General features: G+C 45.5%; 20 protein-coding genes. 17 read left to right on the top strand and 3 right to left on the bottom strand.

Going from position 1 to position 22,984, the window contains the following annotated elements:
- Positions 1 to 130 precede the first annotated feature (130 nt).
- From F6I03_RS02420 to F6I03_RS02365, 12 genes are all read left to right on the top strand, one after another.
- Positions 131 to 1,354 (top strand): mechanosensitive ion channel, encoded by a 1,224-nt coding sequence (locus tag F6I03_RS02420; protein WP_150983048.1) that lies wholly within the window; start codon positions 131 to 133, stop codon positions 1,352 to 1,354.
- A gap of 337 nt (positions 1,355 to 1,691) precedes the next feature.
- Positions 1,692 to 3,944, top strand: a complete 2,253-nt coding sequence (locus tag F6I03_RS02415) for a CAMP factor family pore-forming toxin (protein WP_070431806.1) — start codon at positions 1,692 to 1,694, stop codon at positions 3,942 to 3,944.
- Between the two features lie 190 nt (positions 3,945 to 4,134).
- Positions 4,135 to 5,049 (top strand): cysteine synthase A, encoded by a 915-nt coding sequence (gene cysK, locus F6I03_RS02410; RefSeq protein ID WP_070431805.1) that lies wholly within the window; start codon positions 4,135 to 4,137, stop codon positions 5,047 to 5,049.
- A complete protein-coding gene (gene epsC / locus F6I03_RS02405; protein WP_070431804.1) occupies positions 5,039 to 5,608 on the top strand; it encodes a serine O-acetyltransferase EpsC in 570 nt (189 codons plus the stop codon). Before cysK ends, epsC begins: the two co-directional genes overlap by 11 nt.
- A 208-nt stretch (positions 5,609 to 5,816) precedes the next feature.
- Positions 5,817 to 6,728, top strand: coding sequence for a magnesium transporter CorA family protein (locus F6I03_RS02400; protein WP_070431803.1), 912 nt, complete (start codon positions 5,817 to 5,819; stop codon positions 6,726 to 6,728).
- A 181-nt stretch (positions 6,729 to 6,909) separates the two neighbouring features.
- Entirely contained in the window at positions 6,910 to 8,223 is a 1,314-nt protein-coding gene (lysA, locus tag F6I03_RS02395) for a diaminopimelate decarboxylase (RefSeq protein WP_070431802.1), read from the top strand.
- Between the two features lie 15 nt (positions 8,224 to 8,238).
- Positions 8,239 to 9,210 (top strand): diaminopimelate dehydrogenase, encoded by a 972-nt coding sequence (locus F6I03_RS02390; protein ID WP_070431801.1) that lies wholly within the window; start codon positions 8,239 to 8,241, stop codon positions 9,208 to 9,210.
- A 131-nt stretch (positions 9,211 to 9,341) separates the two neighbouring features.
- Positions 9,342 to 10,265 (top strand): pseudouridine-5'-phosphate glycosidase, encoded by a 924-nt coding sequence (locus tag F6I03_RS02385; protein WP_070431800.1) that lies wholly within the window; start codon positions 9,342 to 9,344, stop codon positions 10,263 to 10,265.
- Positions 10,266 to 10,328: 63 nt separating this feature from the next.
- Positions 10,329 to 11,015, top strand: a complete 687-nt coding sequence (gene tsaA / locus F6I03_RS02380) for a tRNA (N6-threonylcarbamoyladenosine(37)-N6)-methyltransferase TrmO (protein WP_070431799.1) — start codon at positions 10,329 to 10,331, stop codon at positions 11,013 to 11,015.
- A 19-nt stretch (positions 11,016 to 11,034) separates the two neighbouring features.
- Positions 11,035 to 11,586 (top strand): LemA family protein, encoded by a 552-nt coding sequence (locus tag F6I03_RS02375; protein ID WP_224788480.1) that lies wholly within the window; start codon positions 11,035 to 11,037, stop codon positions 11,584 to 11,586.
- On the top strand, positions 11,580 to 13,385 hold the full coding sequence (locus F6I03_RS02370; protein WP_070431798.1) for a DUF2207 family protein: 1,806 nt from the start codon (positions 11,580 to 11,582) through the stop codon (positions 13,383 to 13,385). The genes F6I03_RS02375 and F6I03_RS02370 overlap by 7 nt, the downstream gene beginning before the upstream one ends.
- Positions 13,386 to 13,533: 148 nt before the next feature.
- On the top strand, positions 13,534 to 14,418 hold the full coding sequence (locus F6I03_RS02365) for a DUF368 domain-containing protein (protein ID WP_070431797.1): 885 nt from the start codon (positions 13,534 to 13,536) through the stop codon (positions 14,416 to 14,418).
- Positions 14,419 to 14,511: 93 nt separating this feature from the next.
- Here F6I03_RS02365 and F6I03_RS02360 read toward each other — a convergent pair whose 3' ends face one another.
- Positions 14,512 to 15,255 (bottom strand): amino acid ABC transporter ATP-binding protein, encoded by a 744-nt coding sequence (locus tag F6I03_RS02360; protein WP_070431796.1) that lies wholly within the window; start codon positions 15,253 to 15,255, stop codon positions 14,512 to 14,514.
- Positions 15,248 to 16,888, bottom strand: a complete 1,641-nt coding sequence (locus F6I03_RS02355; protein ID WP_070431795.1) for an ABC transporter permease subunit — start codon at positions 16,886 to 16,888, stop codon at positions 15,248 to 15,250. The genes F6I03_RS02360 and F6I03_RS02355 overlap by 8 nt, the downstream gene beginning before the upstream one ends.
- A gap of 228 nt (positions 16,889 to 17,116) precedes the next feature.
- Here F6I03_RS02355 and zapA point away from each other — a divergent pair, with 228 nt between their 5' ends.
- The 4 genes from zapA to trxA all read left to right on the top strand — a co-directional run bounded on the left by zapA (position 17,117) and on the right by trxA (position 21,017).
- The gene (gene zapA / locus F6I03_RS02350) at positions 17,117 to 17,599 is read left to right on the top strand and encodes a cell division protein ZapA (protein WP_168160488.1); all 483 of its coding nucleotides are present in this window, start codon (positions 17,117 to 17,119) and stop codon (positions 17,597 to 17,599) included.
- Positions 17,600 to 17,620: 21 nt separating this feature from the next.
- Positions 17,621 to 18,196, top strand: a complete 576-nt coding sequence (locus F6I03_RS02345) for a hypothetical protein (RefSeq protein WP_150983047.1) — start codon at positions 17,621 to 17,623, stop codon at positions 18,194 to 18,196.
- A gap of 24 nt (positions 18,197 to 18,220) precedes the next feature.
- Entirely contained in the window at positions 18,221 to 20,623 is a 2,403-nt protein-coding gene (locus F6I03_RS02340; protein WP_070431792.1) for an endonuclease MutS2, read from the top strand.
- Positions 20,624 to 20,705: 82 nt separating this feature from the next.
- Positions 20,706 to 21,017 (top strand): thioredoxin, encoded by a 312-nt coding sequence (gene trxA / locus F6I03_RS02335; RefSeq protein ID WP_070431791.1) that lies wholly within the window; start codon positions 20,706 to 20,708, stop codon positions 21,015 to 21,017.
- Positions 21,018 to 21,629: 612 nt separating this feature from the next.
- On the opposite strand, the gene mgsA is transcribed toward trxA, so the two are convergent.
- Positions 21,630 to 22,091, bottom strand: a complete 462-nt coding sequence (mgsA, locus tag F6I03_RS02330) for a methylglyoxal synthase (RefSeq protein WP_070626067.1) — start codon at positions 22,089 to 22,091, stop codon at positions 21,630 to 21,632.
- An 86-nt stretch (positions 22,092 to 22,177) separates the two neighbouring features.
- Here mgsA and racE point away from each other — a divergent pair, with 86 nt between their 5' ends.
- Positions 22,178 to 22,978 carry a glutamate racemase gene (gene racE, locus F6I03_RS02325; protein WP_070431789.1) on the top strand — a complete coding sequence of 267 codons (801 nt, stop codon included), beginning with the start codon at positions 22,178 to 22,180 and terminating at the stop codon, positions 22,976 to 22,978.
- Positions 22,979 to 22,984: the final 6 nt, after the last annotated feature.

Genomic DNA, 22,984 nt, shown 5'->3' with positions numbered 1-22,984 from the left:
ACGTCGAGCTAATTTTTGTGTAGTCAATATAAATTGGGTAAATAATATCCATAAAAAATTCAGCTTTCAATTTAAAACTTTCTTAATTATTGATATACTGGATTTATCAAAAGAATAGGAGGAATAAGAAATGGATGCGATTAATGCTTTTTTAGAGCCGATTCTTTCGGCTATTCCTAATATTTTAGGAACGATCTTACTCTTGCTTGTTGCTTGGATTATTGCGGTGATTATCCGTAAGCTAACCTTCAAAGGTCTTGAAGCTATCCGTGCCGACCAACGCTTTATAAGTTGGGGTGTAGCACAGGATGAAGCAGATGCTAGAGGACTACTAAAGACGATTGCTAAGACTGCTTACTTCTTAGTCTTTGTCTTCTTCCTGCCTGCTATCCTACAGGGCTTGAATATTGGGGGCGTCATGGAACCTATTACCAATATGTTTGATAAGTTCTTTGCCTTCATCCCCAATATTATTGGTTCAATCCTTATCTTGGTACTGGCCTTCTACTTCTGCGGCTTTGTCCGCGATATCGTACAAAAGCTCTTAGAGCGGGTCAATGTTGACGGCAAATTAGCCGGTCTCTTGCAGACTGATCCAGAAGAAGGACAGACTCGAAGCAAGGGCCAACAAGTGGCTAAAGGGCTTTCCATGCTCGTTTATGTCTTACTCTTTATTCCTTTATTGACAGCAGCCTTAGAGGTTTTAGGGATCGAATCGATTGCCAGACCTATCGTTAACTTGCTCAATACGCTATTGGCGGCGATTCCAAATATCTTGGTGGCTTTAGTCTTAATGGTAGTAGGGGCACTTCTTGCCAAGTTAATTGGTGACTTAGTCGAAAATTTATTGGCTGCAGCTAATATTGACAGCTTCACCAAATATCTCAATCTTAAAGCAGATGCTAATTCTCTTCAGTTGAGTGCTATCTTGGGCCATGCGGTCAAGGCAGTTATCGGCATCTTCTTCCTAGTCCAAGCCCTAAATGTTTTAAAGCTTGATGTTCTGACCCAAATTGGTCAAGCCATCATTGCTTACTTGCCCTTGGTGCTTTCAGCCTTAGCTATTCTCTGCCTCGGTGTAATTGGAGGGAACCTGTTAGCAAACTTCCTCAAAGAATCGACAGGCTCTAAGTTCCTAGCGAATCTGGTGCAATACGGCTTAGTGATCTTAGCCATCTTTATGGCTTTAGACCAGTTAGAATTTGCTGCTTCCATCGTTAATATCGGTTTTATGCTAGTAGTGGGTGGCGCTTCGGTTGCCTTTGCTCTAGCTTTCGGTTTAGGAGGACGTGACTTTGCGCGTAAGCAATTAGAACGACTCGATCAAAAAATCAATCAGAAGAATGAACATTAAGTGAATGACTAGCCTAATAGCCTGGTGCACAGAGAGTGTGCACCGGCTTTTTTTATTGAAATAAAACATTTATTGTTTCGCTCGGAGTACTTGATAGGGGGTAAAAAATACAATAGTGTCTCAGATGCAAATGATGAAAGCTTGATATTTAAGCTTTCTTAAACAATATTTAAAATAACTTTTAGCAAAAGGGTGACAAATAGATTTTAGGGGCTTAAACTATAGGTAAGAAATGATACATAAATTGTTTCTTTTTTGTTTTGGAATATCCTTGTAAGCGCTTAGGATAATTGCTGGTGTTATTGCTTTTTTTCGTGAACTTAGGAGGAAGATGAAGATGAATAAATCTACAGCTCATTCACACACTATGTTAAGTCGTAAAGTTAGTTTAGGTGCCGCTTCCTTGGCATTTGGGATTGGCTTACTCTTTGCTTCACAAGAAGCGGTATTAGCGGCTGATCTAGACCAATCAGCTCCTAATCAAGCAGGAGTGGAATCAAGTGTAGAACTTGACCAAGTTAAGCCTGAGCTTCCAGAAAAATCACAAGCTATTGAATCAGAAGCAAAAGCTGAAACAGCCTTGCCTGAAGAAGACATTAAAGCACTGGAAGAAGAAATAGCTGAAATCTACCCTGAAGAAGCGCCTGTCGAAAAAAAAGTCAGTGAAGCGTCTGCTTCCCTTGAAGATCAAGCTGAAAATAAAAAAGAGGACAAGCTAGAAGACCAAGCCCGTCCAGAAGCTTCCAGCGAAGAAGGGACAGATTCCTTAAAAGAAAGTAAAGAAGCTGAAAACAAGGCGGCTGACAAAGAAAGCCTTCCTGAAGTAAAAGAAGAGACCGCCTCATCTGTCGAAGTTGAAAAAGATAGTCTGTTATCTGAAGAAAGCAAGGCTGACCAAAAAGAAGCGATTGATTTTGCTGCCTTAGAAAACTTCGCCAAGGAGAATCCTGAAGGCTTCAATAAAGTTCTCTCTGTTGCCATTGCTGTATCCGTTCAAGATGAAGACCGCGCAGCTAACGAAGACGTCTTGAAGACTCTAGGGGAAGTTCTTGTTGATAATAAATTAGACCATGAACTCCTAGAAGAGCTCTCTAAATTTGTTATCCGCTACGGCGAGTTAGGACCAGATGAAAGTGAAGTTCAGCATATTGTTGCAGGCCAACCAAGTGTTAGCCGGGCAAGCGACTTCTCCTTCTATGCAGCCGGCGAAGATAAACCAGCTTTTTCTTTCGATGACTTTGAAAAATTAGTAGGCAGAGTAACGGGAACAACGGACAGTGTCTTGAGCCTCTTAGAAAACCTACAAAAAGGTGAACGGCCTGCTGCTGGTATTGGAGCGATTATGGACTCCATCTTACCCGTTAACTTAAACTTCACCAAGATTGGTGAATTAATCCAACGTATTGCCGAACTCAAGGCAGAAGCTGTCCGCCAAGATGTTTACCTTTCAACAGAAGTAGTGGGTGCTATCGCCGAATTAATTCCTTCTGAAGTTACCTTCAATGGGACGCCAGTTAACTATGTTTTGGATAAGTTAGGGCAAATGGCTATGGATATCGGCCGCAGTATTGCAGATGGTATGGTTGTGACCTACCACCCTGGCAGCTTCTACAATCCTAACACCTACCGTTTACGTGCTCGTGTCCTACGTAAAGGCGCTGAACTTATTAAAACAGCGACTACCGAATGGCGGATGAAACCACAGATTGTCCACTCTAAGGCCGGCTTAGAAATTACCCACGCCTTCATGTCAGTTGTCGATCCTTTCTCTACAGCCGAACGTTTGACTAAGCGTTTGAATGAATTGGAAGCCTTAGAAGTCTTCGGTAATGCTTACCGAAACATTACACCTAAGGATATTGCGACAACTTACGTTAAGGAAAAACTGGACAAGGCGATTTGGGATACCCGCTTCAAACGTGATGAATACATTCTCTCTAAGGTACCCTTTGAGGTTTACCATAATTTAAATAAAGCCATTACACGGGCTGTTGGGGTTCAATTGTATTCTGAAACCCGCGTTTATCAAATCGATGAAGCGGTTGAAGCTCTAAATGCCGCTTATGGTGAAGCCATTGCTTATCTTGAAAGCATTCCAGCTGACCAACAAATCGCGCCAAACGCCCTCAAGCGTGAATTGAAAGATCTGATTTGGAATACCCGTTTTGAACGTGATGGCTCTATCTTAGGTAATGTCCCAACGGAAGTTTACACCGCTCTTAATGCGACATTAACTAAAGCGGTTGGCCTCCAATTAGACCTTCATGCGAAGACAGTAGATGTACAAGCTGTGATGGAAGAAATCAAGGGCCAATTAAATGAAGCACGTGAAATTGCTCAAGCTACATTGAATGCACGGGCATCTAAAGAAAGAAAACTAGAACTCCGTGACCTGATTCGTGAAGTTCGTAGCATCCGCGATAGTGAATTACTTGGTAAGGTTTCCTTTAAAGCCTACAATAATTTAAACAAAGTGATCACTAAGGCTGTAGGAACTCGCCTCAGCCTGAAAGCCAGCAATGCCGAAGTTGATGAAGCTGCTAACGCTCTTCGTCAGGCACTTGCGCAGGCTCGAGCTGAACTCGCTTAATCGATTCACTCCAACTAGCAGATTAGCCTCCTAGGTTGATCTGCTAGTTTTTTGTTTGGCCCAGGCGATTAGGGGCGTTCGGAAAAAATCATCGCGGGAATTGGAGGCTTATAGCTTGACCTGGGGAAAGATTCCATCTACAATAAGAACAACTAACAAAAAATAAGTTAAACTTAATGAGGTGACCTAAATGATTTACAATAATGTTTCTGAAGCTATTGGCCATACTCCCGTCATTAAATTAGACCAAGAAGGAGAAGCTGGCGCTAATATTTATGTCAAGCTGGAATCCCGCAACCCAGGCGGTTCGGTGAAAGATCGTCCGGTTAAATATATCCTACAAAGTCTAATTGATAGCGGTGAAATCAAAGAAGGTGGCGCCATTGTCGAGTCAACTTCCGGCAATACCGGTATCGCTCTGGCTATGCTCGGGGCGGCTTTGAACTTGCGCGTGATTATCGTGATGCCTGAAACCATGAGTATCGAACGCCGTAATTTAATGAAAGCTTATGGCGCTGAATTGATCCTGACCCCTGGTGCTGAAGGGATGAAGGGAGCAGGAGCTAAGGCTGAAGAAATCGCTGAAGAGCTAGGAGCTCCTGTCTTTGGTCAATTTGTGCGCGAAGCCAATGTCCAAGCCCATGTGGAAACAACCGCACGTGAAATTCTAGAAGACCTGCCAGAGATTGATGGCTTTGTTGCTGGAATCGGCACTGGTGGTACAGTGACAGGGGTTGGCCGGGTCCTCAAAGAAGAGAAAGCAGATGCTAAGGTCTGGGGGGTTGAACCAGAAGCTTCGCCATTATTGACTGAAGGAACAGCAGGTTCCCACAAGATTCAAGGCTTGGGGGCCAACTTTATTCCTAAGATTCTTGACCAATCGGTTATTGATTATATCGATAAGGTATCCAATGAAGATGCCATTGCTGGAGCTGTTGAACTGGCTCATAAATATGGTATCTTAGCTGGCTTCTCCTCCGGTGCGAACTATGTATCCGCCAAACGTCTGGCTAAAGAATTAGGGGCTGGCCACCATGTCCTAACCGTCCTACCAGATACGGGCGAACGTTACTTATCATCTGGAGCTTATAGCGATGAAGACTAAGGACATGGAGGATTCGCGCTGGATAGAACTTGCTCAATATATTTATGAGGAAGATCCTGCTGCAACCTCTTGGCAAGAGGTTTATGAGCTCTATCCAGGTATCCATGCCTTACGCGACCATGCCCAAGCCCACGCCCTCTACTTGGAAGGGGAGAAGTATGAAGCCCGTCGCTTGTCTGAGAAGAGCAAGCGGGAGACGGGGATTGAAATTCACCCAGGAGCAGAGATTGCAGACCATGTCTTCATTGACCATGGAATGGGTATTGTGATAGGGGAAACGGCTCAGATCGGAAGCTATGTCAAAATTTTCCACGGGGTGACCTTAGGTGGAACTGGTAAAGAAAAGGGCCGTAAACGCCATCCAACGATTAAAGACTATGTTGAGATTGGTACCGGGGCAACTATTCTTGGTAATGTAACAGTCGGCCACCACAGTAAGGTGGGCGCTGGAGCCGTTGTCTTGGAGGATGTGCCCCCCTATGCTACAGCAGTAGGCGTCCCTGCCCGTATCATTCTCCATGATAAGAACTGGAACCGGATTGGCGAATATGAAATTTAGACTTAATAGAAAGAGGATGGAAGGACATTTCATCCTCTTTTAACATATATAGGAAAGCCTCCAATTTTTCTAAGAGGATTCTTCTATCCGTTAGCCTCACAAGCTGACAGTGCTTCAGACTCGCCGCAATAGTTCTCCTTAGCTTACGCATTAGACCTGCTATTTGTGGGCAAATATGCTATAATCGAGAAGATAAAGGAGGCTAGTTATGATTGGTAAAGTAATATTTGGGCCAAAGAAGGCCAACACCTGGGTCAATATCCAGGTTGAATCCCCCAAGGTGCTCCAAAAGCACTTGGTCACTTATGGGATTGATGCGGAAATGGCAGCCTATGCCTTAGACCGCAATGAAAGGGCTCGGGTAGAGTACGATGACGACCACGATTGCCTGCTTCTCATCTACAATGCGCCCAAGCGTCGTTTGGCTAACAGCTTCAATGAAACTTTTCCGGTCACTTTTTTTATTAAGGACCAGCGAATTATTTCGATTTCTAATGAACAAAACCAGTATATTATAGATGGCATGCGTCAAATCTTAACGACAAATAAGAATTATTCCATCCATTCTTTCTTATTTGAATGCCTGTATTTTATAACGACCTCCTACTTTCCCATTGTTGAATCCATGGTGCAGGAGCGTAACCGACTGACTAAGGAATTACGAGAACGAACCACTAAGGATAACTTGCTTGGCCTATCGGACCTGGAGACAGGGACGGCTTACTTCTTGACTTCAGCCAAGCAAAATGTTCTCCTTCTTGAGCAATTTCGTTTAGGACGGGTCGCCAAGGCCTTATCAGATGATGAGATCGACGAATTAGAGGACGTCCAAATTGAAGCCAAGCAGCTGGTTGAAATGACAGAGCTCTCTTCACAAATCCTGGAACAATTGGGCTCCACCTTCAATAATGTCTTAAATAATAATTTGAATGAAACCATGCGGGTCCTGACAGTTTTATCTATCATCCTTACAATTCCAACTATTGTGACGGGCTTTTTCGGGATGAATATGCCTTTGCCAGGTGTTGATTCGCCCCTGAGCTGGATAGGAACCATTATTTTTAGTATTATCGTCGGTTTTCTTGTACATATACTTATCAAGTTTTACTTTAAGGATTAGCAAGCAGCTAGTCCTTTTATAGTTTGCTTTATGTTTTACGGATTAATCATAGTGAATGGCTATGAAAATGATCTGATATCAGTATTGGCTAGGTCCAGGTTTGGCCTTATAAGAATTGACAAGCTAGAGAATAATTGATAATCTTTTAACATTAGAAAATAATAAGAGGGGGAATGTCTGAGTGGATTTAACGGGCACAATGGAAGAAAGAAACAATGAATTGTTTATTGGAGGAGTGGGGGTTAAAGCACTAAAAGAAAAATATGGAACTCCTCTTCAAATTATTGATCAAAAAGCCTTAAAAGATAAGATTTCTTGCTTTAAGGATAATTTCCAAGTTGAAGGTCTCGATTGCCGGGTCGTTTACGCGTCAAAGGCCTTCTTGAATGTCTATATGGTTCAATTGGTTAAAAGCCTAGGCCTTCATATCGATGCAGTCAGCGGGGGGGAGCTTTATACGATTCTTGCTGCCGGCATGCCGGCTGAACGGATCTACTTCCACGGTAATAATAAGTTGGCGGCTGAGATTCGCCAAGCGCTTGATGCAGGTGTCGGAAGCTATGTAGTGGATAGTGCCGCAGACTACCAGCACTTAAGAAGTATCGCAGCAGAAGCTGGGCAAAAGATTCGTTTGCTTCTGCGGATTAATCCTGGGATTGCGGCAGACACGCACAAATATATTCAGACAACCACAGAGGATTCTAAGTTTGGGATGTCGATGACCGATCCACGCACCGAAGTCTTGATTGAAGAAATGTTGGCTGATGCTCAAGTTGACTTTGTAGGCTTCCACTGCCATATCGGCTCCCAAGTTCTAAAAGAGAACTTCTTTTTCGAAGAAGCGGAGAGCGTGATTGCATTTGCCAAGCGAATGACTGACCGCTATGGAATGAAGGTCCAGGAATTGAATCTTGGCGGTGGCTTTGGGGTCTACTATGCTGAAGGGGACCATCCCTTTGATTATGCGACTTTCCTCCAGAAATATGCCAAGTATATTAAGGATGAAGCAGGTAGACAGGGCTTAGAGGACCTCGCCGTGATTAGCATTGAGCCCGGCCGGTCTTTGGTGAATGCTTCTGGATCAACTCTCTATACAGTTGGTCAAATTAAGCGAACCAAGGCAGGCTTACCCTTTATCTTTGTGGATGGGGGGATGTCAGATAATATTCGTCCGGCCCTCTACCAAGCCGAGTACGAAGCGGTCTTAGCTAACCGCTTAAAGGATCCTGTCCAAGCGACTTACCGGGTAGGCGGAAAGCTATGTGAGAGTGGTGATGTCCTATTGAAGGCAGCTCCTCTACCTGAAGCGGAAGCTGGCGACCTCCTTTTGATGCCAAATACGGGAGCATATACCTATAGCATGAGCTCAAATTATAATCGGATGGGACGGCCAGCAGTGGTCTTTGTAGAAGCTGGTAAGGATCGTTTAGCGGTCAAACGGGAAACTTATGCGGACATGATGCGCAATGATCTCAGCTATGAAATCGATGAATAGAAAGTAGTGATAATAATGGCAAACATTGGAATTGTAGGTTATGGGAACTTAGGACGGGGCGTGGAGGCTGTTCTAAAGACAGCTCCGGATTTGGACTTAGTCGGTATCTTTAGCCGGCGCGAGCCGGCTAGCCTGGATACAGAAAGTCCAGCTTATGCTTTGGCGGATATTGACCAATTTACCGATCAGATTGATGTCTTAATCTTGTGCGGGGGATCGCGCTCCGATATTCCTGAACAGGGACCAGCCCTAGCTGCTAAATTCAATACAGTTGATGCTTATGATAACCATGCAGAGATTCCAGCCTATTTCGACCAGATGGACCAGGTCGCGAAAGAGAATCAGACGGTTGCCGTCATTTCTACCGGATGGGATCCCGGTCTCTTCTCTCTAAATCGTCTACTGAGCGAGGCCATTCTGCCTGAGGGGAATACCTATACCTTCTGGGGCAAAGGCGTTAGCCAGGGCCACTCAGACGCGGTGCGACGGGTTGAAGGGGTCAAGGATGCCGTTCAATACACCCTCCCTAACCAAGCCCTGATTGAAGCGCTCCATGCAGGGGAAGCTATCGATTATCAGCAAGGGACTGCCCACAGCCGCTTGGTCTATGCTGTCCTAGAAGAAGGGGCAGATGCCGACCGAGTGAAAGAAGAAATTGTCAATATGCCGGATTATTTTGCGCCCTATGAAGAAGTGGCGGTTCACTTTATCAGCCAGGAAGAATTAGACCGTGACCATTCGGGGATTCCTCATGGGGGAACCGTGATCCGCCAAGGGCAAACAAGCTCTGACCACAAGCAAGTTTATGACTTCACCCTAAAATTAGACTCTAATCCTGAATTTACTGCTGCTGTTAATGTAGCCTATGCTCGGGCTGCAGCTCGTTTAGCTAAGGAAGGGCAATACGGGGCCAAGACGGTCTTCGACATTGCACCGGCCTATCTTTCAGCTAAAGATGGTCAGACCCTGCGCCAAAAGCTTCTATAAAAGCCGTATAAGAAGCGTGTTGATGAGGCTTAAAAGTCAGCCTTGAACTCGTCAGATGAAGGATTTATAATGGTCTTTCTTAGCTAATTATGTTATTCTAAGACTGACAATACTTGGAAAGAGGCGTATATATGAAAGAGACTTATTTATCAATTAGTCCAGAAGTAAAAGAAGCTCAAGCTGCAGGAAAACCAGTCGTTGCCCTCGAATCGACGATTATCTCTCACGGCATGCCTTACCCACAAAATGTGGAAATGGCTAAGCAAGTGGAACAGATTATCCGCGACAATGGGGCAACTCCAGCGACCGTTGCGATTATGGATGGAAAGATCAAAATCGGTCTGACCGAAGAAGATTTGGAACGCTTAGCCAGTGAAAAAGACGTGGCAAAGGTTTCTCGCCGGGATATGGCGGAAGTTATTGCTAAGGGCGGCCTCGGTGCGACAACCGTCACGACGACCATGATAGGTGCCCACATGGCGGGAATCGATGTCTTTGTGACAGGCGGTCTTGGTGGGGTTCACCGCGGCTATAATGACCATATGGATGTTTCTGCTGACCTTGAAGAACTTGGCCAAACCCCTGTCACTGTCGTTTGTGCTGGAGCTAAGGCTATCTTAGACTTGCCAAGAACTTTAGAATACCTAGAAACCAAAGGGGTACCTGTGGTTGGCTATCAAACAGATAAACTGCCAGCCTTCTTCTCATCAAGCTCAGACTATGAGCTCAATACCCGTGCAGATTCACCTGAAGAGATTGCACGCATGATGAAGATTTCACGTGACCTAGAATTAGGTCAAGGGATGTTGGTCACCAATCCAATCAAAAAAGAAGACGAAATCCCTCACGAAGAAATTGACCAAATTATTGATCAAGCCATCCGTGAAGCGGATGAAGCTGGGGTTCAAGGTAAGGATATCACGCCTTTCTTATTAGCTAAAATTGTTGAGCTGACCGATGGACGCAGCTTAGATGCCAATATTAAATTGGTTTATAACAATGCGGTTGTAGGTGCCCAAATTGCGGTAGCCTATAATGAAATTGCAAATTCATAAGCCAACACATAGGGGCTGGGCGTTGAGGCCCAGTCCCTTTTTTTCACATAAAGGAGCCAACCAATGGAGATTCAGCCAATTGCTTATATCTATACGGCCTTCAAAGAGAAATTCGGAACGCCTAGACAGAGTTCTTTGGCAACTGATTTGGAAGGTCGAATTGAATTTACGCCGGCTTACCGGCAAAAGGACTATATCCGGGGCATCGAGGATTTTGATTATTTGTGGCTTATCTGGGGGTTTTCCCAGGTGGCAGCTAAGCAGACCAAGGCTACCGTCCGCCCACCTAGACTAGGAGGCAACCAGCGTTTAGGGGTTTTTGCGACACGGTCGCCTTTCCGCCCCAACCGTTTAGGCCTTTCCTCGGTTCGATTGGACCGGATTGACTGGACTCAGGATAAGGGGCCTATCCTCTATGTCAAAGGGGTGGATATGGTAACAGAAACACCTATTTATGACATCAAACCTTATTCTGTGGAAGCGGATTCGCATAACCAGGCAGCTTCAGGTTTTGTCGACCAAGAAGCCTTTGAACAATTAGAGGTTAACTTCCCTGAAGCCGAGCTAGAAAAAATCCCTGAAGCTAAGCGCCCCGGTGCCTACCAGGCCTTGGCCTTAGACCCCCGGCCAGCCTACCAACAACATAAGGAAAAACGCTATGGGATGCGTTACTATGAACAGAATATTATTTTTACCGTAGCAGACGGTCAATTACAGGTTATTGAAGTACAAGAACTATCGGAAAGATAAGAATAGAAAGAGGATTATTATGGGAATGATAATTGGACTCATTGTCCTAGCTCTCATTGCATTGCTTGTTGTATGGGGGATCGGACGTTATAATCAAATGATTGGAACGGCTGAAATGGTGGATAATGCTATGGCACAGATTGCGGCTCAAGTAGAGTCGCGCTGGGATGCCTTAACGAATCTTATTTCAGCTACTAAGTCCTACCAAAGTCACGAAGCAGACACCCTAAAGCAGATTGTCCATGAACGATCTGGAGTCAGCCGGCAATCAAGTGTAAGTCAAATTGAAGAAGACCAGGCACAGTTTGAACGGGCTATGCGGGCGATTGATGTCGTAGTGGAACAGTACCCCGATCTTAAAGCATCGAATGTTTACCAGCAAACGATGACCAGTGTGGATAAATACGAAAACAATGTGCGCCAATCGCGTATGGTCTTTAATGATATGGTGACTAAGTTTAACCGCTTGATTAAGGTTTTTCCTAATTCGATTATTGCTAATTTGACAGGCTTCCAAGCTAAGGACTACTTTAAGTCCAGCCCTGAAAAAGCGGAGATGCCCCAATGGTAAAAGCTGGACGCCAGCGCTTCCTCCTCTTCTTAGTCAGCCTTATCCTAAGCCTCATAGTCATTCCAGGAGAAAGGGTATGGGCTAACGAAAATAAGGGCATCCAGGTAGAAGTGACCCTCCATCAGGATGGCAGTGCCAGTATCCGAGAGGTCTGGGATATGGTGGTAGACGAGGGGACAGAGCTGTATAAACCGATGACCATGCTTGAAGACCAAGAGTTGGTTAATTACCAAGTTAAAGTTGATGGCCAAGCCTTGACCTACCAAGACAACTGGGATGTGGATGCTTCCCGAGAAGATAAGGCCGGCTATTACGGCCGAGCAGATGGCGAATTGAATTGGGGCATTGGCTCTTACGGTTCCCATTCTTATGAAATTTCCTACCAAATTAATAATTTTGTGGCCCAGAGTCAGACAGAGCAGATGGTCTTCTGGAAATTGGTGAACGACTCCATGTCACCTGCCCCGGAGAAGATTCAAATCCGCCTCAAGTCAGAGCTGGAACCCCTGACCTTGGAGAATAATTACCGGGCCTGGGCTTTTGGCTTCAGAGGCAAGTTATCCTTTGAAGACGGGCAAATATTAGCCCTCAGCCAAGGCGATTTTGATAGCTCCAATTATGCAACCCTCCTCCTGCGTATTCCTTCCGGGACCTATCAGACAGGCCTCCAGCTAGACAAGCGCTTTGAAGACTATCTCAAAACAGCTTTTGAAGGCAGTGATTATAATTACGAAGACTATGATCCAGAGGCTACCTATGAAGACCTGCAGACCGGGAGTTTAAATGCTAAGGGCCCGTCAGATTTTGATCGCTTTATGGACCGGCATTTAGGTAAAATCATCCTAGCAGGCTTGGCTTTGGTTGGCGTGACCGGAGCTATGGCAGCCTACCATATCCATAAGCAACGCAAGTTAAAAGCCCGTTACTATCCGACTATGGCCCAGGCGGAAGACCGCCTGCAAGGCCACTACCATAGGGAAAGCCCGGCAGAAGATGTTTACCAGCTCTATGCTCTACTGGAAGCTATGGAAGTCGAAGACCTTAAAGAAAATTATCTGACAGTCGCTCTCCTAGACCTGGTGGCTTCTGGCGCCCTAACAATAGCGACTGACCAGGAGAATGGTTTCTTTCGGACTAAGGAAGAGAGTTACTTTAGCCTAGTCGCTGACCAGGAAGTCTCCGGCCCTGCAGCAAGTATCTACCAGTTAATGGCTAAGGCTAAGGGCAAGAGAGACCAGCTGAGTCAGACTGCTTTCAGCCAATACGTCGAAAATCACCCTGAAAAATTCACCCAAGCCCTAGCCAAGATGAAGACGCACAGCAAGTCTTATCTCAAGGAAGCAGGCTATCTAAAAAGCTTGCAGGCTAAGCCAGCCAAAGAGCAGACAGAACGCGACCATGCCGATGAATTGGCTGACTTACCCCTGACGGATGCGGGCTTTAGCTTTAGAGACCAAGTTGTGGGCTTTAAGAATTACCTTGCTGATTATTCGCTTTTGAATGAAAGGGGAGCCCAGGAAGTCGCCCTCTGGGACCAAATGATGCTCTATGCGGGCGCCTATGGGATACTGGAAGCGGTAGAAAAAGAATTTGAAAAAGTCTATCCAAACTACTACCAATATTCCAGCTTTAACCAAGTACCTTTGATGAATTATTATTGGATCAGTCGGTCGATTAATAATTCCTATATCAAGGCAACGAGTATGAGTGCCGTTTCCAGCAGTGGGGGCGGTGGCTTCACCAGTATCGGAGGGGGCGGTGGCTCCTTCGGTGGAGGTAGTGGAGGGGGCGTCCGTTAAAGGCCCTCCACCAGCTCTCTTTCCTAGCAAGGGTCTAGGGAGGAGAGCTTTTCTATTTTATAAATTTTTAGCCTTCTTTAAATAAATTTAAGGGACTTTCATGTATAATTGAGAAGATCGATTAAGTGATATAAATGGAGGTTTAACTGTGAACAATCAATTACAGACCAATGATTTATTTTCTAAAGATTGGTTTTTTAGAATATTTAAGGGTGCTTTGGTAGGGATCGGTGGTATCCTGCCTGGTTTATCGGGTGGGGTCCTTGCTGTCATTTTTGGTCTTTACGATGAAATTTTGAGCTTTTTAGGCAATATCACAAAGAATTTTTGGCAAAATGTCCGCTACTTTATTCCGGTAGGGATCGGTTTTGTTTTGGGCATCTTGCTCTTCTCATTTGTGGTTAAAGAAGCCTTTGGAGCCTATGAAGGGCTTTTTACTTGTTTGTTTATTGGCTTTGTTATCGGGACCTTTCCCTCGCTCTACCAACAAGCTGGCGAGCAAGGACGCTCAACAACTGACCTAGCTATTATGGGGGTGAGTGCGCTCATACTCTTCCTACTGATGGTTGTTGGCGGTAGTGCACTCACAGCAGTGGAGCCCAATTTCTTTGTTTGGTTACTATCTGGGGCCCTCATTGGTCTCGGTGTCATTGTGCCTGGTATGAGTCCAAGTAACTTTTTGATTTATTTTGGCCTCTATGAGAAGATGTCTGCGGGAATTGCCGCTCTTGATTTTTCGGTGATTATTCCCTTGGCTTTGGGAGGCTTGATCTGCGTGCTCGCCCTAGCTAAAGTTGCGAATTGGCTCTTTGAGCACTTCTATTCTAAGATGTACCACTTTATCTTAGGTACAGTGATTGGGTCCTCGCTAGCTATCTTCCCAACGGTTGTCTTCCCTACCTTCACAGCGGAAGGTTTAGCAGCTTCAGGTTTGAGCTTCTTTTCCAACTTGCTCCTATCTTTGGTGATGCTTTTGGCAGGCGTAGCCTTCTCTCTCTGGTTTGCTAAGGTGGAAGCCAAGTACTCTAACTAGGCTGACGATAAGGCAAGCGGGGACTAAATTTAATTTTATAAGTGTCAATAAAAAATGGCAGCCGCTAGTGTAGAACTAGGGCTGCCATTTTTATTATTTCTCTGCAAGGTAGCGGGTTAGGAATTCCTTAGTCCGCTCGTGTTTTGGATGGTTGATGACTTGATCAGGGTCACCGTCTTCAACAATATATCCCTTGTCCATAAAGCAGATGCGGTTAGATACATCCCGGGCAAAGGCCATCTCATGGGTAACGACGATCATCGTTAATCCTTCTTCTGCGAGTTGAGTCATTGTCTGAAGCACTTCGCCAACCATTTCGGGGTCCAAGGCTGATGTTGGCTCATCGAAGAGGAGTAATTCGGGATTCATCGATAGGGCTCGGGCAATAGCAACCCGCTGCTGCTGGCCACCCGAAAGTTGGTGGGGTTTGGCATCCCGGTAAGGGGCCATACCCACTTTCTCCAAGTTGGCTAAGGCAACTTGTTCAGCTTCTTGACGGCTGCGTTTCATGATTTTTTCTTGACCTATTACACAGTTTTCAAGAACATTCATATTTTTGAAGAGGTTGAACTGTTGAAAGACCATGCCAACTTTGGCCCGAAACTTATTTTGATCAAAGTTGTTGGCTAGGATGGACTGGCCATGGAAGAGGATATCTCCTTCCGTAGGGTCTTCGAGTAGGTTCAAGCAACGCAGGAGGGTTGATTTCCCAGATCCGGATGAACCGATAATGGAAATAACCTCTCCTGGATGGACGGAGAAATCAATATCCTTGAGGACAATATTCTCGCCAAATGCTTTCTTTAAGTGGTTAACATTTAAGATTGCATTAGTCATGGATTTCCACCTCACTTGTTGATGATTGATAGACAGTATAGGAATCGCTGCCGCTCATCTTGTGTTCAACGAGACGCAGGATACGAGTGGTTGTGAAGGTAAGAACGAAATAGATGATAGAAGTAATGAAGAAGGTTTGGAAGGTCAGATAAGTGGTCCCAGCGGCTGAGCGGGTAACGAAGAAGAGCTCGGTAACCGCAATTACATTAAGGACGGAGGTATCTTTAATATTAATCACAAATTCATTACCTAGGGCTGGCAAGATCGACCGGATGGCTTGGGGAAGGACCACATAGGTCATGGTCTGGAAGTGGTTCATTCCGATTGCTTTAGCGGCCTCACTCTGCCCATCATCGACACCAATAATCCCACCCCGGATAACTTCAGCCAGATAGGCTCCTGTATTCACCGATACAATCAGTAAGGCGGCGAACATGGAGCTCATATCGATGTTAAAGAAGAGCTTGGACCCGTAGAAGATTAACATGGCCTGAACCATCATTGGGGTTCCGCGGAAGATTTCGATATAGGCCATAATGATGAAGTCCACCACTTTATAGATGGCTTGTCCTAATTGGTTGTGTTTAGGTACTTTAATGGTTCGATAGATAGCTACTAAGAGCCCGATGAAGAAACCAACCAGGGTTGAAACCAGGGCGATAAACATGGTGTTGGCTGCCCCTTTGATAAATTGTGAGCTGTAGGTCTTCCAAATACCTGCCACCTCGCCCCAGAAACCAGCTTCTTGGTTTCTTTGGTTAAGGTCCACCATCTCTTCCATAATTTGGTTCCGTTCGTCTTCAGGAATAGTCGCTAAAGCCTTATTGATTTCTGAAGTGAGGGGGGATGACTTGCGTAGGCCAACGGCAATGACGCTTGTTTGCTCACCCAGGTCAAAGCCTTGACCTTCTGCAAAACTTACCATGCTAAGCTCATCATTGGCTGCCAGAGCCGCTAGGGCACCTGGGCGTTCAGAAATATAGCCATCGATCTTATCACTGAGGACTGATGAAATCATAGTCGGGAAGGAGTCCATAGCGGTTTCCTTTTGAACATTAGGGACCTGGTCAATGAGGTCATAGTGGAAGGTGTTTAACTGTCCGGTAAGCCGGGCCCCCTCAAGATCTTCCAGACTCTTCGCATTGGCATAGGGGCTATCCTTACGGGTAACAACGACGATATCTGAATTATAATAAGGATCAGAAAAGTCAATTTGACGGAGCCGTTCAGGGGTAGGCGACATCCCCGCAATGATGGCATCGATCTTGCCAGATTCTAGGGCTGGGGGAAGGCCATCCCAATCCAGTTTGACAATTTCTAGTTTCAGTCCGAGGCTATCGGCTAGCCGTTTAGCAATTTGTAAGTCATAGCCATTGGCAAATTGGCCTTCTGCATTAGAAATTTCAATGGCTCTATTGTCAGCGGAAGTTTGGGTCCAGTTGAAGGGCGCGTAGTTGGCTTCCATTCCGACTCTTAGGACACCCGGGCTTTCCAAACCCTGTTCAATTTTTTCTTGGTTAAACTGTGTGCTTGCTTCTGATTGAGCAGCTTGGGCTGGCTGGGGCAAGACACTTGTTATCGCCAGAAAAACTGTCATTAAAACAGCAAAAAAGGACAATACCTTTCTTGTCATATGTATTCTCTCCAATCTTGATGAAAATTCAACCGTTAAAACCGGTTGACATCTAGTATGTCGTTCTCAATGATACCATGGAACCCCTTGTTTTTGTCAAAAAAATTCAAACAAGTCAAGTTTTTCTAGGCTTAAGAGCTGAGGAAATAGAGGCGGTGGACTAGCGCCTTGAAGTGACTCATGCTAAAATAGATAGAGAATAACAAGTTAAGGAAAGAAAGGATGCCTATGACGAGAAATAAAAAAATGCGTCATCAAGTCGTGATTGCTAACCAAGACTATACGATTGTCAGCGATAAGTCGCGGGCGCATGTCGACCAGGTAGTAAAAATTCTTAACCAACAAATGAAGGAGATGCAGGCGAGTCAGTTTGGCATTTCAACGGAGGAACAGGCTTTGCTAGCAGCTGTCAATGCGATTTCGGACCGCTTAGACCTTGAACAAGCTAATGACAGCAGACAAAAATCGGGCGCCGAAACAAGTGGGAACATTCAGCAGCTAGAAGCTGAGGTCAAGGCCCTAAAAGAAGAGATTCATTTTCTTCACAAGAACTTTGCCAAATTTTTTCGAGCTTTGTTAAAAGAAAGTAATGAAAATGACCTTATGAGCTCAGCAGCTACCCACGATCAATTACAAGGCGCTAAAGAAGGGCAAGCTAGTCCTTCAAGGGACCGGAAGCAGGGCGGCTTAACTAAGACGCGACGCCATTAAGACAAAGGAGCACATCGGCCCATGTTACTTATCTTATTTTTATTGTTCAGCTTGACGAAGGCTCTAGTCTATTGGCAAAAACCTTATTTATTGAATAAGAGAGGCCTCTTGGTCAATGCACTGACTTTAGCTTTCGCTTTGCTTATTGCGCGTGGCTTGGGTCCAGTTTTGGCGGTACCACTCGAGCTTTTCCTTCCTATGCCAGGTCATGCTCTGGACACGTCTTATGCTTTTTATCCAGCAGAGCTCATTCCCGACCTAGACACTGCCTATTTTAGGCTAGCGGCTTTCTGTTTGCTTCTAGTCTTGGCTCTGTTTCTATTACGCCGCTTGCTTAAGCCCTTGCTTTTATTCTTCCAGCCTGAGACTGAGGAGAAGTTGAGTCGCTACCAGGCGGGATGGGCTGGTTTTTACGCCTTGGTAGATACTTATTTATTATTTTTTTTTACATTACAGTTACTGACCTTTATTGGCCAGGATAAGTTACAGGAGTATTTGGCTAGTGATTTTTGGGTTTCTGGACTTTTATTCCAAAGTCCTGTGTTAAGTCAGTGGACTTTTTCCTTCATTTTTGAAGGGCTGGCTTATGGTCTCTAGTTTAAGCGAAGGAGGATTCTCTGTTTGAATCAGAAAATATTTGAAACATTGGAATTTGAACGTATTCGTCAGGAAGTCAAGGGCTACTGCCAGCATCCCCTAGCTAGTGAGCAGGCTCAGACTCTAACGGCAATGACCAGGCGAGAAGATATTCAGCAAGCCCTCGATGAGGTCGAAGAATTTTGCAGACTGGATGCCCTGACTCTCGATCCTCCACTGGGCCGGGTAAGCGATATCCGACCGAGCTTAAAACGTCTAGAGATTCAGGCTGCCTTGAATGGCCAAGAATTGGCAGCTATCCTACAGCTCTTGAACCTGGTCAAGGCCTTACTCGATTATCGAGAACGCCTCCAGGAGGAAGAGGAAGACTTTGAATGGCTCCAAACTTATTTGGACCAGCTGCTAGCCTTAGCCAGTGAACGACGAGCTTTGGCTGATGCGATTGAAGTCGACGGTAGCGTGAAAGATGGCGCAAGCGGCCGCTTAATGCAGATCCGACGCCAGCTCCATAATGAAGAGAGCAATATTCGCCGCCAGTTGAACCAGATCATTAAATCAAACAAGAGCAGCTACTTGAGTGATCAATTGGTGACCATCCGTAATGACCGCTATGTCCTTCCTGTCCAACATTCTTACCGCCATGCCTTTGGGGGGATTGTCCACGACCAGTCGGCGAGTGGTCAGACCCTATATATTGAACCCCAAGTAGTGGTGGAGAGCAATAATCGCTTGCAAGCCTTAAGAAGAGAAGAGAAGGAAGAAATCGAAAGGATCTTGGTTGAATTATGCGCGAGCTTAGAGCCGGTTCTGCCGGACCTAGCTAGTAATAATGAAGTCCTCGGCCACTTGGACTTTATCCATGCTAAATTTCAGTTGGCCAAGCACTACCATGCGAGTAAGCCCTTGCTGGCGGAGCCCGATGACCAGCTCGCCCTGAAAGAAGCCTATCATCCCTACCTTGATGCCGAGACGGCTGTCGCTAATGATATTTATTTTAGCTCAGACTATCGGATGATAATCATCACAGGTCCGAATACGGGTGGGAAGACCATTACCCTCAAAACTGTGGGCCTCCTCCAATTGATGGCCCAGTCTGGTCTCTTTATTACTGCTAAAGAAGGTTCTCGAGTAGAAATTTTTGCGGATATTTTCGCAGATATTGGAGATGAGCAGTCCATTGAACAGAACCTGTCGACCTTCTCTGGCCATATGACGAATATCATTCAAATCCTAGACCAAGTCGATGCTAAGAGCTTGGTTCTAGTCGACGAACTGGGTTCAGGAACGGATCCTCAGGAAGGGGCAGCCTTGGCTATGGCTATCCTCAATCGACTGTCAGATAGCCAGGCCAAGGTGATGGCAACTACCCACTATCCAGAACTCAAAGCCTTCTCCTATGAACACCCAGCTAGTATTAACGCCAGTGTTGAATTTAACGAAAAAACACTGAGCCCCACTTACCGGCTCTTGATCGGGGAACCTGGACGCTCCAATGCCATTGATATTGCGAGTCGTCTCGGCCTGGACCAAGACATTGTTCAAGAAGCGCGTTCCTATCTGTCAACAGATAGTCATAATCTTAATGACATGCTCCTGTCGCTCGATGAACAAAGACAGAAGTTTGAACGTAAGTCCAAGCAACTCAATCAGAATATGCAGAAAGCCGATGACCTGCTCCACGACTTAAAATTAGCCTACCAGGCCATGCGGGAAGACAAAGAAAAATACCTGCAGCGGGCTAAGAAAGAAGCTAATGAGATTGTTGAAAAACGCAAAAAGCAATCGGATCAAATTCTCCAAGACATTCGCCAATGGCAGCTTGACCAAGGAAAATCTCAGATTAAAGAACATCAAATGATTGATAAGAAAAAAGCCTTGGACGACTTAAGCTACGAAGAGCAACAACTAAAAGACAATAAGGTATTGAAGAAGGCTAAAAGGGAAAAAGCTGCACAGGAAGCTGCTAAGTCGATTGAAGTTGGTGATGAGGTTAAAGTTATTCCTTATGGTCAAGACGGTGTCGTTATGGAGGAAAGAGAGAACAACGAATGGGTTGTTCAAATGGGCATTTTGAAGATGACTTTACCGCGTCAAGATCTCAAGCTTCTACGTAAGGGGAAACAAGCAGCTACAGATAAGCAACCCAAGGCTAGTGTTAAAGCCTCAAAAGCTAAATCGGTAGCTTCGAGCCTCGACTTGAGGGGAGAACGCTATGATGATGCCATGCAACGCTTGGATGCCTATATTGATGCGGCCCTTTTGGCTAATTATGGGCAAGTGACCATTATCCATGGCCATGGGACAGGAGCCTTGCGTAAGGGCGTGCAAAATTACTTGAAGAGACATTCACGGGTGGTTGATTTCCACTTTGCACCTTATAATATGGGCGGCAATGGGGCAACTGTTGTCAAATTTAAAGAGGACTAGACTTAAGCAAATCGTATCTTAAATGAAGGAGCCTATGTTATACTAATCGTATAGCGTAAAGAATTTATCAAGGAGGTATCTCATGGTACAAGCATTAAACGATGCAAACTTTGAAGCTGAAACAAAAGAAGGCCTTGTCCTGGTTGATTTTTGGGCGACTTGGTGTGGGCCTTGTCGGATGCAAAGTCCAGTCATTGAACAATTAGATGATGAAATGGGTGACCAAGTGAAGTTCACTAAGGTTGACGTGGATGAAAACCAAGAAACTGCCCGTCAATTTGGGATTATGTCCATCCCAACCCTGCTCATTAAAAAGGATGGCGAAGCTGTTGAAACCCTAATTGGCTATACGCCAAAAGAAAAGCTTGAGCAAATTCTCGAACAATACTTATAAGCGAATAAGCAAAAAAATTGAGCGGTTGGGCCAAGCCTAACCGCTCAAGTGCTTAGAAATGCTATGAAAGTGTGATGGAAGTCTATTTCTCCTGCTAGTCTGCAATCATTCAAGTTTAACCGCTCTTGCTCACACCCTTTAGTTGGGTTCGGGCTAGCAGAAGTGGCTCCTCTTCACAAAGACCCGCCGAAGACTAACAGTCTTCTCTGGCTCTTTGCTCCAGAGGTCTATTTCTCCCGCCAGCCCTCACACCCTTTATTTGGGTTCGGTCTGGCAGCTTTCCTGTCACTTCACAAGTCTCCGCCGCAGTCTGTGAGACTGCTCTGGTGACTTGCTCCAGTGAAGGAAAGCTAGGCGCCAGCCCTCACACCCTTTTTAGTCGGGTTCGCAAAGGCAGAAAGGGAGTGACTTCAGCAAAGTGGAACGATCGGCTTGCAGCCGCTCTTATCCTCTTTGCCTCCAGTCATCCCTTTATAGACGCCTTTGCTCACACCCTTAGTTGGGTTCGAGGATGCAGAAAGGGCTCCTCTTCACAAAAGTCTGCTGAAGTCTTTCAGACTTCCTCAGCCTTTTGTTCCAGAGCTCCCTTTCTCCCGCATCCTCTCACACCCTTTATTTAATTGGGCGATTGGGGTCGCCGTGGGCTAGGTTGGCCAGGATGTCTTTGTTGATGGCGCCGTTGTCATATTGGGAGCGCCAGTCTAAGAAGCCGGCTTCAAGGCCACGGATGAGGACTTCTGCCGTCCCAATATTTGTTGCTAATGGTACATTATAGACGTCACAGAGACGGATGAGGGCATTGACATCGGGCTCGTGAGGCATGGCAGCTAGGGGATCACGCAAGAAAATCACTAGGTCCATTTCATTTTGTGAAACAGCTGCACCAATCTGCTGGTCGCCACCCAGGGGACCTGATTGGTAGCGGTGGACATCCAGTCCTGTCGCTTCTTGAATTTTCTTTCCAGTCGTACCAGTTGCAAAAAGCTCATGATCTTGTAAAATCTTCTTATAGGCTGTGGTGAACGCAACCATTAGATCTTTCTTGCTATCATGAGCAATTAAAGCAATTTTCATTTAAAAGCCACCTTTCCATTAAGTAATAATAATTACCTTCTAATCAATTGTAACATGAATTTGAATATAAAGGATTTGTGAAATTTATGAATTTACCTATTGCCTTTTTAGACTCGGGGGTCGGGGGCTTAACTGTTGTCAAAGAAGCCATGCACCAGCTGCCGAATGAATCCTTGCTCTATATTGGTGATAATGCGCGCTGCCCCTATGGCCCTAGACCTGAAGAAGAGGTCTGCACCTTTACCAATCAATTGGTTGATTTCTTGCTAAAGCAAGGTGCTAAAATCTTAGTGATCGCTTGTAACACGGCTTCTGCTGTTTGTTTGGAGGAAGTGCGAGCACGTCTAGAGATTCCTGTGATTGGTATGATCCAGCCAGGCGCCCGAGCGGCCAATAAAGCTAGCCAGAATGGACGGATTGGCATTCTAGGGACCCAGGGAACCATCGAGAGCGGCGCCTACCAGGAAGCCTTGTGGGCTAAGAACGCTCATTTAGAGCTTTTCCCTCATGCTTGCCCCGCCTTTGTGCCCTTGGTTGAGAGCCATCAATACAAATCGTCTTTGGCCAAGAAATTAGTTTCTGAGACTCTGGCTGATTTACGTAAGCAGAAGCTAGATACGCTAATCTTAGGTTGTACGCATTTTCCGCTTTTAGAACAAACCATCCAGCATGTTATGGGCAAAGAAGTGACCCTGATTAATTCAGGGGCTGAGGCTGTGTCAGAATTATCCATCTTATTAGACTATCTTGGCTTAGCTGAGACCCAACCAGGCCAGGCAAGCCATCAATTCTACACGACAGGTTCGGTCCGTTTATTTAAAGAAATTGGCCAAGACTGGCTCGGCCAAGAGATGGCGGTTCAACAAGTTAAATTAAGTGATTTATAGGAGGAC

Origin of the sequence: Aerococcus sanguinicola (assembly GCF_008726925.1) — a bacterium.
GTDB lineage: Bacteria > Bacillota > Bacilli > Lactobacillales > Aerococcaceae > Aerococcus.
This window is presented reverse-complemented; position numbering and strand designations above follow the sequence as displayed.